The sequence below is a fragment of the Streptomyces cathayae genome (assembly GCF_029760955.1).
Classification (GTDB): Bacteria; Actinomycetota; Actinomycetes; order Streptomycetales; family Streptomycetaceae; genus Streptomyces; species Streptomyces cathayae.
The window spans coordinates 7,194,773-7,207,934 of record NZ_CP121682.1 but is presented as its reverse complement, the minus strand read 5'-3'; the positions used below and the strand labels follow the sequence as shown (position 1 = coordinate 7,207,934).

Sequence of the window (13,162 nt, the reverse complement as noted above, 5' to 3'; positions counted from 1 at the left end):
CCCCGCCCCACCCCGCCGGTGGACTCCGCCCGCCGGCCCACCTCGTCACCGCCGCCGCGGTCGCCCGCTCACGGCCGGCCCGCCACCCCCTTGGCGACTCCGCGCGCCCACAGCACCAGGGGCGCCTGCAGGGGCAGCCGCCCCCGGGCCGCGACCCGCTGCGGGGCGGGGCGGCGGTTCCGATGGACGGCCGCCTTCACAGGGGCGGGGAACACTCCGACGAAGAAGGCGGCGTGGCCTGCGCGGCCGCCTTGCGGGTCTGCGGCAGTACCACTCCGGCGGCCGGCGCGAGTTCCGCGGCGCCACTCGCGTAGGTCCAGGTCCGGGGCGAGCCGGGCAGGGAGCGCGGCACGATGGGGTCGAACCGGCGCGGGGCCGCGATGGGGGCACCGCCCATGCCCTCAAGACCATGGGGGAGGATGGCGCCCGTGACGGCCGGCAGGCCCGCGAGCAGCAGGGATGAACGAGCGGACCGGGGCACGGTTCCTCCTCCGGCGGCCTCTGAAGGCCTCTGACGGACTGCCACACGACCTCACCGGACAGTGAGGATGCGGAGGGGCGCCGAACTGCGCCGTTCGCGCCGGGATCGACGCGAACGGAACCGGGCGGCACGGGCCGAGACCGTCAGGCCGCGCACCCCGTCCTGACCTCACGCCCGAGAAGGCGGCCTCCGACATTCCGGACGGCAGGGAGTGATCCGGTAACGGCTCGTCAAGTGTTGGGCAGCGTTTCACCATCGGTACGCCCGTGGCCCCTTGGCACGGAAGTGCTCAGCCGGGATGCTGAACGCCCTTGCCCCCCCCCACAGCCGTTGGGCTGCGCCCGGACCATGAGGAGGACGCAGTGTCGTCGAGTTCGTCCCGAACGCACCGCAGGAGATGGCTGACCGGTCTCGCCGGTGCCGCCGCTCTCGTCGTCGCCTTCCCCGCCACCGCCTTCGCCGCTCCGCCGCCGGCCCTGCCGGCGAACGCGGACAGCCTCGACCAGACCTTCCAGCCCGCCTACGACTACGACACCGACGGGTGCTACCCCACACCCGCGATCGGCCCGGACGGAGCGGTCAACCCCGGGCTCAACCCGACCGGCGCCCTCAACGGCAACTGCCGTGACGCCCCGGACCTGGACAGCACCAACGGCTACTCACGCTCGAAGTGCAACAACGGCTGGTGCGCCATCGTCTACGCCCTGTACTTCGAGAAGGACCAGGCACTGCCGGGTGTCAGCCTCGGCGGCCACCGCCACGACTGGGAGCATGTCGTGGTGTGGGTGCAGAACGACACCGCTCAGTACGTCGCGACCTCCCGCCACGGCTCGTTCTCGATCCACGCCCGGTCGGCGGTCCGCTTCGAGGGGACGCACCCGAAGATCGTGTACCACAAGGACGGCATCAGCACGCACTGCTTCCGGCTCGCCGGTCCGGGTGACGAACCGCCGGAGAACCACAAGGGCAGCTGGCAGTTCCCGCCGCTGGTCGGCTGGAACGGCTATCCCGCCGGGCTGCGCGACAAACTCGTCGCCCACAACTTCGGCAGTGCGAACTTCGGCCTCAAGGACGGGAGTTTCGCCTCCCATCTGGCCGCGGCGAAGCCGTCGGGCATACCGTTCGACCCGAACGCCTGATACCGGCTTCCGGCCGACCGCCCGTCACCGGGAGTCCGGACGGATCCCCCGTTCGGACTCCCGACCCGGTCCGTCCGGCAGTGGGATTCGGGCAGAAGGGTCTATCGTGTCGCCATGCCGGTCCCCGAACTGATTCGAATCGTCTCCCGCGACTCGCCCATGGCACTCGCTCAGGTAGGTCGTGTCCAGGAGGAGTTGGCGGTCGCCCTGCCCGGTGTGCGCACCGAGGTCGTCCCCGTGCGGACCACCGGGGACAAGTGGCTGGGCGACCTGTCGCAGGTGGAGGGCAAGGGCGCGTTCACCAAGGAGGTGGACGCCGCGCTGCTGGCCGGGGAGGCGGATGTCGCGGTGCACTGCGTCAAGGACGTGCCCGCCGACCGCCCGCTCCCGGCGGGCACCGTTTTCGCCGCGTTCCTGAAGCGGGACGACATCCGTGACGCGCTCGTGCACCCGGGCGGGCTCACTCTGGACGAACTCCCGGCCGGGGCCAGGGTCGGCACCTCCGCGGTGCGCCGGGTCGCACAGCTGGCGGCCACCCATCCGCACCTCCGGTGCGTGCCGTTCCGCGGCAACGCCAACCGGAGGCTGGCGAAACTCGCCGCCGGTGAGGCGGACGCACTGCTGCTCGCGGTCTCCGGCCTGGAACGCATCGGCCGGGGTGACGTGATCAGCGAGGTCCTCTCCCCCGAGACGATGATGCCGCCCATCGGCGCGGGCATCCTCGCCCTGCAGTGCCGTGAGGGCGACACCGGTCTCATCGACGCGGTCAGCGCCCTCGGCCACCCGGACACCCATCGGGAGGCCACCGCCGAGCGCATGTTCCTGCATGTGCTGCAGGGGCACTGCAACAGCCCGATCGCCGGGTACGCACGAGTCGACCGGAGCGGCGAACTGTCCCTGCGGGCCTGCGTCTTCACACCGGACGGCAAGGTGCGGCTGAACGCCCACGAGTGGGCGGGCCGACTGGATCCGGCGACACTCGGCACCTCCGTCGCCGTGGCCCTGCTGCGTCAGGGCGCCCGCGAGATCATCGACGGGATCGCCCACTGACGGCGGATCAGGCGGTCCCCTCCTCCGCCTGGCCCCGGAGGAACGCGCTCAGCTGGTGCGCGAGGCCCTCCCTGGTCCCGCCCCCCGGGGCCCCGGCCGTCCCGTCGTGCACGGCGATGCCCCCCGACCACAGGCGGCGGCCGGTCCACTCCTCGTCGGCCCGGAGCTGGATCTGGACGTCGACATGGCTCAGCGACGCCTCAGGGGCTGCCGCGTAGAGCACGGCGGTGGCACGGCGCAGCGGATAGACGTCGAATCCCTCGATGAACTGTGAGTTGCGCCAGTCGATGAACGCGCTCTCCCCGTCCGGCCCTGTCCGTACGTCGACCTGACCGTCCTCGAGATGAATCCCGAATTTCCGCTCACCGCGGTTCTCGACGGTCACCCGGACGCTGAAGTACGTCAGCCCTTGGGCGGCGTCGTCCCGTCCCCGGGGCGGTTCACCCGATTCCAGACGGTGGACGCGTACCCGCAGACCGGCATGCTCGTCGTACTCCTGCCAGTCCCCGACCACGTTCGGCTCGTACACGGTTCACCTTTCCACTTCCGTCGCTGTTTCCTATCCGTGGGCTCCCGGCACTGTCAAATGCGCGGAATGCGCTGTGGTCAGTGGTTCATCCCCGTTGATCGTTGATCAAGCGCTGCGCTGGAACGATCCGCCGGACCGGTCGTCCGGCCCGGAGCACGGCGTGCCGCACATCACGTTCGGGGGCGCGATCACATCGATCACATCGGCCGGCCCGGAGGCGGGCCGCGCCACCGGCGTACGACGCGAACCCGCCCGCGTCCCGGCCGCCGACCGGCTCCCCGGGTATTCCGGAACTTCACACAATGAATTTCCGCGATGTCGCAGCGTGCGTTTCCCCTGTATTCCCTCGTTTTTTCGCGCATGGCCGCCCCGGAAATTCGGGAAGCAGTTTCACCGGCCCGGCGCGGGGGAAGGAAAGGGCCAGTGCTTCGGACCGGAGGCACGACCGTGGGAACCGGCTCGCCGCCCCCGGGGTCACCTCCGTGCGGTCCGAGCCCGCGCTCCCACGGTGCCCGTCCACCCGGCACCTGCTCAGGGAGGTGCGCCTCATGCGTATCGCCGGCAGCACCACGAAGCCGCATCCCCACCACGACGCACCCGACACCGCCGAGGACTTCCTCCGCCTCGCCCGGCTGCCCGAGGGCCCCGAGCGTAAGGCGCTGCGGGACGGGCTCGTCCGTTCCTGGCTGCCCATGGCCGAGCGGATCGCCGTCCGCTTCCGGGGGCGCGGTGAGGCTCTGGAGGATCTGTACCAGGTGGCGGCTCTGGGCCTGGTCAAGGCGGTCGACCACTACGATCCGGCGCGCGGCAACGCTTTCGAGGCGTACGCCGTACCGACCGTCACCGGCGAGATCAAGCGTCACTTCCGGGACCACATGTGGACCCTGCACGTCCCCCGCCGGGTCCAGGACCTGCGCAACCGGGTGCGGCACGCCGTGAAGGAACTGGCCCAGACCACTCCCGGCCGGGCCCCGACGACCGCCGAGATCGCCGCGTACGCGCAGCTGACCGAGGACGAGGTGCGCACCGGCACGGAGGCTCTCGAATGTTTCTCCGCGCTGTCGCTGGAGGCGGAGATGCCCGGTACGGACGGCTACGCGCTCGGGGACTCGCTCGGCGGCCCGGACCCCGCCTACGACACCGTCGTCGACCGGGTGGCGGTCCGGCCCTGTCTCGAGGCGCTTCCGGAGCGCGAGCGGCTCATCCTCTATCTGCGGTTCTTCCGGGGCATGACGCAGAGCAGCATCGCCGAGCTGCTCGGCATCTCGCAGATGCATGTGTCCCGGCTGCTCAGCAGCTGTTTCGCCCAGGTACGTGAGGAGCTGCGGACGGAGGCCGGCTGATCCGGTCCAGGACCTTCTCCAGCTCAGCGCCCGTCTCCGGCGGCAGCACGCCGGTGCTTCCCCAGCCGACGATCGTCCCGGCCACGTCGCGGAGTTTGACGTTGGTGTGCTGGGAGACCTCCTTCAGCACCGTCCACCCCTGATCGGGTGACACCCGCCCGATCGCGACGATCACACCGATCGCCTGGTCCACCACCGCGTGCGAGACGACCGCCTCCTTCAGCTGCTGTACCTCTTCCTCCAGCCGGAGGATCCGCTCCGCGTCCGCGTCCCCGTCCGTGGGCATGGTCACCTCCGGGTCCGGTGTGCCGCTCTCGTGGTGTCTTCACCCAGTGCTCGGGTGCCTTCACCCAGGGTCCTGCCCCTCCATCGTCGTCACTCGCCCCGTCCGGTGCCACCCGGACGGGGCGGAGACGTCCCGGTCACCGTTTCGGCGCCCCCACCGGGGTACTCGGCGGGCGCCCGGAGCGGTACAGGCCGGACACTGGAGTCCTGCAGACGGCTGCCAGGCCTACGAGATCAGGACGCGACTGCCCATGAACCACGACACCCCCTCCACCGTCGGTACGACGGACGTCTTCTCCACCCACTCCGTGTACGGGACACCCTGCTGGGTGAGCCTGACCAGTCGCGACATCAGGACGACCGAGGATTTCTACACGGCCGTGCTGGGCTGGCGGTGGCGCCCTGCCCGGCTGGGCGAGCGGTTCAGGATCGCCCTGATGGACGGCGTGCCGGTGGCCGGCCTCGCCGGGGTGGCCGACATGTGGCGGATGGCCGTGGCCTGGACCCCGTACTTCGCCGCGCGCAGCGCGGACGAGGCGGTGTCGCGGGTGCAGGAACGAGGTGGCACCCTGGCGGTCGGTCCCCTCTCCCTGCCTCCGGGGCGCGCGGCGCTGCTGGCCGACCGGGACGGCGCGACCTTCGGCGTCTGGGAGGGCGAGCTGTTCACCCACTGGCTCAGCTGGCGCCGGTCGCAACCCGCCTTCGTCAGGCTGCACACCCGTGACGCCTTCGACGCCGCGATCTTCTACGGCGAGGTCTTCGACTGGGGTGCGGCGGGGGCCGGACACACCGAGGTCGTCTACGAGGGCGACGAGGTGGTGCTGCGCAGTGACGGGCATGTGGTCGCCTGCATCGAGTCGGGGGCGCTGGGGTCGGCCCCCGATCCCGCGATCCGGCCGCGCTGGCAGGTCCACTTCACCGTGGCGGACGTGGCCGCGTGCGTCCGTGCCGCCGAGCAGCACGGCGGCAGTGTGCTGGCCCTGCGGGACGACGAGGCCGTGCTGCGCGACAACGAGGGCGCCCAGTTCACGGTGACCTCGCGCCACGGCCGCTGATCCGGGCCCGCCGGGCGGTGCGCCCGGCAGGCCCGTCCGTGCCTCATTCCGCGGTGAGTGAGGGCCTGGACAGCAGCACCAGGCTGCGTGGTCCGACGGTCAGCCGGGTGCCCGCCTTGTGCTCCGACTCGTCGGGGACGCCGTCCGGGTCGGTGGTGTCGATCAGCGCCGTCCAGCGTTCGCCGTAGGCGGCCGCCGGGAGGCGGAAGTCCACCGGTTCCCAGTGGCTGTTGAGCAGCAGCAGGAAGGAGTCGTCGACCAGGCGCCGGCCGCGCGGATCGGGTTCGGCGATGGCGTCGCCGTTGAGGAAGACGCCGACGCTGTGGGCGTCGGAGCGCTGCCAGTCGTCGTCGGTCATCTCCTCGGCGTTCGGCAGCAGCCACGCCAGGTCGGGCAGGTGCCGGCCCGCGCGGCGCGTGCTCTCGCCGCGGAAGAAGTGGCGCCGCCGCAGCACGGGGTGGGCGGTCCGCAGGGCGATGACCCGCCGGGTGAAGTCCAGCAGGGCCCGCTGCTCGCCGGTCGGCCGCCAGTCTATCCAGGAGATCTCGTTGTCCTGGCAGTAGGCGTTGTTGTTGCCGCGCTGGCTGCGCCCCACTTCGTCGCCGTGCGAGAGCATCGGGATGCCCTGCGAAAGAAACAGGGTGGCGAGGAAGTTGCGCTGGCGCCGGGCCCGGAGTTCGAGTACGGACGGATCGTCGGTGTCGCCCTCGGCGCCGCTGTTCCAGGACCGGTTGTGGCTCTCGCCGTCCTGGTTGCCCTCTCCGTTGGCCGTGTTGTGCTTGTCGTTGTACGAGACGAGGTCGCGCAGGGTGAAACCGTCGTGCGCGGTGACGAAGTTGACGCTGGCGCGGGGCCGCCGCCTGTTGTGCGCGTACAGGTCGGAGGAGCCGGTGAGCCGGGAGGCGAACTCGCCGAGCGTGTGCGGCTCGGCGCGCCAGAAGTCCCGCACGGCGTCCCGGTACTTGCCGTTCCACTCCGACCACAGTTGCGGGAAGTTGCCCACCTGGTAGCCGCCCTCACCGAGGTCCCAGGGTTCGGCGATCAGCTTGACGCGGCTGATCACGGGGTCCTGCTGGATGAGGTCGAAGAACGCCGACAGCCGGTCCACCTCGTGGAACTGCCGGGCCAGCGTGGCCGCGAGGTCGAAGCGGAAGCCGTCGACGTGCATCTCGGTGACCCAGTACCGCAGCGAGTCCATGATCAGCTGAAGTACGTAGGGGTGGCGCATCAGCAGGCTGTTGCCGGTGCCGGTGGTGTCGTAGTAATGCGACCAGTCACCGTCCACCAGGCGGTAGTACGAGGAGTTGTCGATGCCGCGGAAGGAGAGGGTGGGGCCCTTCTCGTTGCCCTCGGCGGTGTGGTTGTAGACGACGTCCAGGATCACCTCGAGCCCTGCCGCGTGCAGGGTCCGCACCATCGTCTTGAACTCGGTGACCTGTTGGCCGCGGGTGCCGTGAGCGGCGTAGGCGTTGTGCGGGGCGAAGAAGCCGATGGTGTTGTAGCCCCAGTAGTTGGCCAGGCCGCGGCTCTGCAGCACGCCGTCCTGAACGAACTGGTGGACCGGCATGAGCTCCACCGCGGTGACCCCCAGCGAGGTCAGGTGGTCCACCACCGCAGGGTGCGCCAGTCCGGCGTAGGTGCCGCGCAGTTCGGCGGGGACGTCGGGGTGGGCGCGGGTCATGCCCTTGACGTGGGCCTCGTAGATCACCGTGTCGGCGTACGACCGGCCGGGCCGGCTGTCGTCACCCCAGTCGAACGCCGAATCGGTCACCACGCCCAGCATGGTGTGTCCGGCGCTGTCGGCCCGGTCGGGGCCGTCGGGCCGGCGCTCGTAGAGCGAGGGGTGGTTGTCGATCTGCCCGTCGACGGCCGTGGCGTACGGGTCGAGCAGCAGCTTCGCCGGGTTGCAGCGGTGCCCGGCCGCCGGTGCCCACGGCCCGTGCACCCGGTAGCCGTAGCGCTGGCCGGGGCCGACACCGGGCAGGTAGCCGTGCCACACCGACCCGTCGACCTCGGTCAGTGGGACACCCGTGTGCCGGCCGGCGTCGTCCACCAGGACGAGTTCGACGCGTTCGGCGACCTCGCTGAACAACGCGAAGTTGGTGCCCTCACTGTCGGGGACCGCACCCAGCGGGTAGGGGCGCCCGCTCCACGCGGGCGCCCCTTTCCGGTTGTTCCGTCGGGTCACCGGGCCGCCTCCAGAAGGCCGGCCGGGGTGCGCACCAGCCTGGTCAGCTGGGCGACGCTGATCACGCGGGGCAGGTCCAGGCCCTCGCTGACCCTCGGATCGGGCGCGGCCGGCACCAGCGGGACGCGTTCGCCGGCCCGGGCCCGCCGCGAGAACCAGATGACCCTGCTGCCGGTCTCGGCGGCACAGCAGCCCCACCCGTCACTGCTGGCCGCGATGTGCTCCAGACAGCCGCGCAGCTCCTGGTCGGGTCGCAGTGCGCGGTCGTGGTCCCCGACGGCCGTGATGAGGTGCTGGCCGTTCCACCACATCTCGATCGACGTGTTCTTGTCGGTGGCGTGCTCGTCGATGGCGTGCAGCAGCATCTCGGTGCCGCGGCAGACGGACTCCATCAGGTTCTCCAGGTCCCAGTGCCGGAGGTGAGCGGCCAGAATGCGGCTGACCTGCCCCACCCGCTCCGGGCTCACTTCCACGTCGAGGTGGTAGTAGCAGGGCACTGTCGTCTTCATCGTCGTTGGCTCCTCACCGCGAAGCTCCCGATTCCCCTCGCCCCTGCGGGACGAGCCCCGAACACGAAAAGTGAGCGGTTGGCGCTTCTGAGTCACCATCAGCGTGACCCGGTTGGTCCATCCGTGCAACACGAGCGCACGGCCGAGGCGCCCGGGGTGACGGCCGCGCATGATGCGCCCCGCTCCGGATCTCGCCGTCGAGCCGCGTCCGGTCCACACCCGGCCCGCACACCGGCTCTTCATGGTTGAAAAACCAACAAGACGCCGGGTTACCGGGCGTGCACCATGTGTGAACACCCTCGATCGCCGTCACGGGTCCGTGCCGCCGTACGCACGACCGTCACCCTGCCGTCGGGAGTACGTACCCCATCGAGCCACGGAAAGGTGAACGGCGCCATGCTGCTACCCGCCAGAGCCGAAGTCGCCCGGCAGTTGCGTCGCTACCGGGCCTGGGAACGCGTGATGCTCGCCGCCCCGACGGATCGCACGGTCCGCACCACGTTCGAGGACTCGGGATACACCCTCTGCGTGCTGATGGGAAAGCGCTGCGCACGGGAGGCGGCCGACGCCGCCGAACGGTACCTGCGTACCAGTCTCGTCACCTACCTGCAGGAACAGAGCGAACGGACCCGTCCGTCCGCGACCGCGTGGCCCGGCCCGGTGGCGGACGACAGGCCGCGTCCGGCCGCCCCGGCGAGACGGGCCCCGCCGTCGATCGAGCGGCGCTCCCCGGCGGGAAGGTAACGGACCTTCCCGCCTCAGTTTGGTTTCCACGACCGGGCGCCGGCCCGGCGTCGAGCACGGCGGAGGTGCAGACCCATGAAGACGACGCGGACCATCGGACGTATCCCCGTACGGGACGTCCGACCGGCCGTCGAATGCGGCAGACGGCCGGCGAAGGCCGTCGTCGGTGAGACGTTCGAGGTGACGGCCACCGTGTTCCGTGAGGGGCACGAGGCGGTGGCCGCCCATGTCGTCCTGAAGGATCCCGAGGGCCGTCGGCGGCCGTTCGTCCCGATGCGGGAGCTGGCGCCGGGCACGGACCGGTGGGGCGCGGAGATCACCCCGGACACCATGGGCCGGTGGACCTACCGCGTCGAGGCCTGGAGCGACCCCGTCACGACCTGGCGCCGCCACGCACGGATCAAGGTGCACGCCGGCATCGACACCGGTCTGGTGCTGGAGGAGGGAGGCAACCTGTACCGGCGGGCCGCAGCCGGGGTACCCGAGGGCGACGGCCGCTCCGCCGTGCTCGCCGCGGCGAAGCGGCTGCACGACGACTCCCTGCCCTGCGCCACCCGGTTGGCGGCGGCACTGACGCCGGAGGTGGACGCGGTCCTGGCCCGCCACCCCCTGCGCGAACTGCTCACCACCGGCGACCCGATGCCCCTGCTCGTGGAACGCGAACGCGCCCTGTACGGCTCCTGGTACGAGTTCTTCCCCCGCTCCGAGGGCACCCCCCAACAGCCGCACGGCACCTTCACCACCGCCGCCCGCCGGCTGCCCGCCATCGCCGCCATGGGCTTCGACGTCGTCTACCTCCCCCCCATCCACCCCATCGGCACCACCCACCGCAAGGGCCGCGACAACACCCTCACCGCCACCCCCGACGACGTCGGCGTGCCCTGGGCCATCGGCTCCCCCGAGGGCGGCCACGACACCGTCCACCCCCAACTGGGCACCCTGGCCGACTTCACCCGCTTCGTCACCCGGGCCGGCGAACTCGGCCTGGAGGTCGCCCTCGACCTCGCCCTGCAGTGCTCCCCCGACCACCCCTGGGTGCACAAACACCCCCAGTGGTTCCACCACCGCCCCGACGGCACCATCGCCCATGCGGAGAACCCGCCCAAGAAGTACCAGGACATCTACCCGCTCGCCTTCGACACCGACCCGGACGGCCTGACCGCCGAAACCGTGCGGCTGCTGCGGCACTGGATGACCGCCGGCGTGCGGATCTTCCGGGTGGACAACCCGCACACCAAACCGGTGGCCTTCTGGGAACGGGTGATCGCCGACATCAACCGCACCGACCCCGACGTCATCTTCCTGGCGGAGGCCTTCACCCGCCCGGCGATGATGCACACCCTGGCGGCCGTCGGCTTCCAGCAGTCCTACACCTACTTCACCTGGCGCACCACCAAACGGGAACTGACCGACTACCTCACCGAACTGTCGGGGGAGGCGGCCTGCTCCATGCGGCCCAACCTGTTCACCAACACCCCCGACATCCTGCACGCCTACCTGCAGCACGGCGGCCGGCCCGCCTTCGAGGTCCGCGCCGTGCTGGCCGCCACCCTCTCGCCGTCCTGGGGCTCTACAGCGGCTACGAACTGTGTGAGAACACCCCGCTGCGGGAGGGCTCGGAGGAGTACCTGCACTCGGAGAAGTACCAGCTCACCGCCCGCGACTGGGAGGGCGCCGAACGCCGGGGCGAGACCATCACCCCCCTGATCACCCGGCTCAACACCATCCGACGGGCGCACCCCGCCCTGCGCGCACTCAGAAACCTCCGTTTCCACGACACCGACAACGACGCCGTCATCGCGTACAGCAAGCGCAGCGGGTCCGATGTCGTGCTGGTGGTCGCCAACCTCGACCCGCACCACACCCAGGAGGCCACCGTCTCGTTGGACATGCCGCAACTCGGCCTGGAACGGCACGAGTCGGTGCCGGTGCACGACGAGCTCACCGGCGAGACCTATCACTGGGGCAGCACCAACTACGTACGTCTGGAACCGGGGCGGGCTCCCGCGCATGTCCTGCACGTCCAGCGACCGACCGCCGCACAGCGAGCCGGAGGGGCGGGAACGCCATGATCGTCAACGAGCCCGTACCGGACACCTTCGAGGACACACCGGCGAAAGACCGCGACCCGGACTGGTTCAAACGGGCCGTCTTCTACGAGGTCCTGGTCCGTTCCTTCCAGGACAGCAACGGCGACGGCATCGGCGACCTGAAGGGGCTGACCGCCAAACTCGACTATCTGCAGTGGCTCGGCGTCGACTGCCTGTGGCTGCCCCCCTTCTTCAAGTCACCCCTGCGCGACGGCGGTTACGACGTCTCCGACTACACCGCCGTACTGCCCGACTTCGGTGACCTCGCCGACTTCGTCGAGTTCGCCGACGCCGCGCACCAGCGCGGCATGCGCGTGATCATCGACTTCGTCATGAACCACACCAGCGACCAGCACCCCTGGTTCCAGGAGTCCCGCAAGGACCCGGACGGCCCCTACGGCGACTACTACATGTGGGCCGACGACAACAAGGGCTATCCGGACGCGCGGATCATCTTCGTCGACACCGAGGCGTCCAACTGGACCTACGACCCGGTGCGCGGACAGTACTACTGGCACCGGTTCTTCTCCCACCAGCCGGACCTCAACTACGAGAACCCGCGCGTCCAGGAGGAGATCCTGGCGGCCCTGCGCTTCTGGCTGGACCTGGGCATCGACGGTTTCCGGCTGGACGCGGTGCCGTACCTGTACGCGGCCGAGGGCACCAACTGCGAGAACCTGCCCGCCTCGCACGCGTTCCTCAAGCGGGTGCGCAAGGAGATCGACAGCCAGTACCCGGACACCGTGCTGCTGGCCGAGGCGAACCAGTGGCCCGAGGACGTGGTCGACTACTTCGGCGACTACACCGCCGGCGGCGACGAATGCCACATGGCCTTCCACTTCCCCGTCATGCCCCGCATCTTCATGGCCGTACGCCGCGAATCGCGCCACCCGGTCTCCGAGATCCTCGCCAAGACCCCCGCCATCCCCGCCGGCTGCCAGTGGGGCATCTTCCTGCGCAACCACGACGAACTGACCCTGGAGATGGTCACCGACGAGGAACGCGACTACATGTGGGCCGAGTACGCCAAGGACCCCCGCATGCGCGCCAACATCGGCATCCGCCGCCGGCTCGCCCCGCTGCTGGACAACGACCGCAACCAGATCGAACTCTTCACCGCCCTGCTGCTGTCCCTGCCCGGCTCGCCGATCCTCTACTACGGCGACGAGATCGGCATGGGCGACAACATCTGGCTCGGCGACCGCGACGCGGTGCGCACCCCGATGCAGTGGACCCCCGACCGCAACGCCGGCTTCTCCTCCTGCGACCCGGGCCGGCTGTTCCTGCCCACCATCATGGACCCGGTCCACGGCTACCAGGTCAGCAACGTCGAGGCGTCCATGGCCTCCCCGTCCTCGCTGCTGCACTGGACCCGCCGCATGATCGAGATCCGCAAGCAGAACCCCGCCTTCGGCCTGGGCACCTACACCGAGCTGCCCTCCTCCAACCCCGCGGTCCTCGCCTTCCTGCGGGAGGCCCCCCCGAACGGGGAAAACGGAGACGACCTGGTGCTCTGCGTCAACAACTTCTCCCGCTTCGCCCAGCCCACCGAACTCGACCTGAGCGCCTTCGCGGGCCGCCATCCGGTCGAGCTGTTCGGCGGGGTGCGCTTCCCGGCCGTCGGTGAACTGCCGTACCTGCTGACCCTGGGGGGCCACGGCTTCTACTGGTTCCGGCTCACCCGAACCGCACCTCGACCCCGCATCGGCCGACGACTGTGAGCGTGCGCCGACGAGAGGAGGCGTCACC

The 13,162-nt window shown here is 70.5% G+C and carries 10 protein-coding genes and 2 pseudogenes; 7 read left to right on the top strand and 5 right to left on the bottom strand.

Going from position 1 to position 13,162, the window contains the following annotated elements:
• Nucleotides 1-68: 68 nt before the first annotated feature.
• Nucleotides 69-481 (bottom strand): annotated as a pseudogene (locus PYS65_RS33075) (DoxX family protein).
• Between the two features lie 362 nt (nucleotides 482-843).
• On the opposite strand from PYS65_RS33075, the gene PYS65_RS33070 reads away from it, so the two are divergent.
• Nucleotides 844-1,620 (top strand): NPP1 family protein, encoded by a 777-nt coding sequence (locus PYS65_RS33070; RefSeq protein WP_279337646.1) that lies wholly within the window; start codon nucleotides 844-846, stop codon nucleotides 1,618-1,620.
• Between the two features lie 114 nt (nucleotides 1,621-1,734).
• The gene (hemC, locus tag PYS65_RS33065) at nucleotides 1,735-2,670 is read left to right on the top strand and encodes a hydroxymethylbilane synthase (RefSeq protein WP_279337645.1); all 936 of its coding nucleotides are present in this window, start codon (nucleotides 1,735-1,737) and stop codon (nucleotides 2,668-2,670) included.
• Nucleotides 2,671-2,677: 7 nt separating this feature from the next.
• Here hemC and PYS65_RS33060 read toward each other — a convergent pair whose 3' ends face one another.
• The gene (locus tag PYS65_RS33060) at nucleotides 2,678-3,199 is read right to left on the bottom strand and encodes a hypothetical protein (protein ID WP_279337644.1); all 522 of its coding nucleotides are present in this window, start codon (nucleotides 3,197-3,199) and stop codon (nucleotides 2,678-2,680) included.
• Nucleotides 3,200-3,747: 548 nt separating this feature from the next.
• Here PYS65_RS33060 and PYS65_RS33055 point away from each other — a divergent pair.
• Nucleotides 3,748-4,542: an RNA polymerase sigma factor SigF gene (locus tag PYS65_RS33055; RefSeq protein ID WP_279337643.1), complete on the top strand. Its 795-nt coding sequence runs from the start codon at nucleotides 3,748-3,750 to the stop codon at nucleotides 4,540-4,542.
• On the opposite strand, the gene PYS65_RS33050 is transcribed toward PYS65_RS33055, so the two are convergent.
• Nucleotides 4,490-4,828 carry an ANTAR domain-containing protein gene (locus tag PYS65_RS33050; RefSeq protein ID WP_481008038.1) on the bottom strand — a complete coding sequence of 113 codons (339 nt, stop codon included), beginning with the start codon at nucleotides 4,826-4,828 and terminating at the stop codon, nucleotides 4,490-4,492. The two genes, PYS65_RS33055 and PYS65_RS33050, sit on opposite strands and share 53 nt — an antisense overlap.
• Nucleotides 4,829-5,078: 250 nt before the next feature.
• On the opposite strand from PYS65_RS33050, the gene PYS65_RS33045 reads away from it, so the two are divergent.
• Entirely contained in the window at nucleotides 5,079-5,882 is an 804-nt protein-coding gene (locus PYS65_RS33045; RefSeq protein ID WP_279337640.1) for a VOC family protein, read from the top strand.
• 43 nt (nucleotides 5,883-5,925) lie between these two features.
• Here the strand turns inward: PYS65_RS33045 and glgX are convergent, their stop codons facing one another.
• Nucleotides 5,926-8,070, bottom strand: coding sequence for a glycogen debranching protein GlgX (gene glgX, locus PYS65_RS33040; RefSeq protein WP_279337639.1), 2,145 nt, complete (start codon nucleotides 8,068-8,070; stop codon nucleotides 5,926-5,928).
• Nucleotides 8,067-8,579, bottom strand: coding sequence for a pep a2 (locus PYS65_RS33035; RefSeq protein ID WP_279337637.1), 513 nt, complete (start codon nucleotides 8,577-8,579; stop codon nucleotides 8,067-8,069). Before PYS65_RS33035 ends, glgX begins: the two co-directional genes overlap by 4 nt.
• A 396-nt stretch (nucleotides 8,580-8,975) precedes the next feature.
• On the opposite strand from PYS65_RS33035, the gene PYS65_RS33030 reads away from it, so the two are divergent.
• From PYS65_RS33030 to treS, 3 genes and pseudogenes are all read left to right on the top strand, one after another.
• Nucleotides 8,976-9,323 carry a DUF5133 domain-containing protein gene (locus PYS65_RS33030; RefSeq protein WP_279337635.1) on the top strand — a complete coding sequence of 116 codons (348 nt, stop codon included), beginning with the start codon at nucleotides 8,976-8,978 and terminating at the stop codon, nucleotides 9,321-9,323.
• 75 nt (nucleotides 9,324-9,398) lie between these two features.
• Nucleotides 9,399-11,395, top strand: a pseudogene (locus tag PYS65_RS33025) (alpha-1,4-glucan--maltose-1-phosphate maltosyltransferase).
• Nucleotides 11,392-13,134 carry a maltose alpha-D-glucosyltransferase gene (gene treS, locus PYS65_RS33020; RefSeq protein WP_279337634.1) on the top strand — a complete coding sequence of 581 codons (1,743 nt, stop codon included), beginning with the start codon at nucleotides 11,392-11,394 and terminating at the stop codon, nucleotides 13,132-13,134. Before PYS65_RS33025 ends, treS begins: the two are co-directional and overlap by 4 nt.
• Nucleotides 13,135-13,162: the final 28 nt, after the last annotated feature.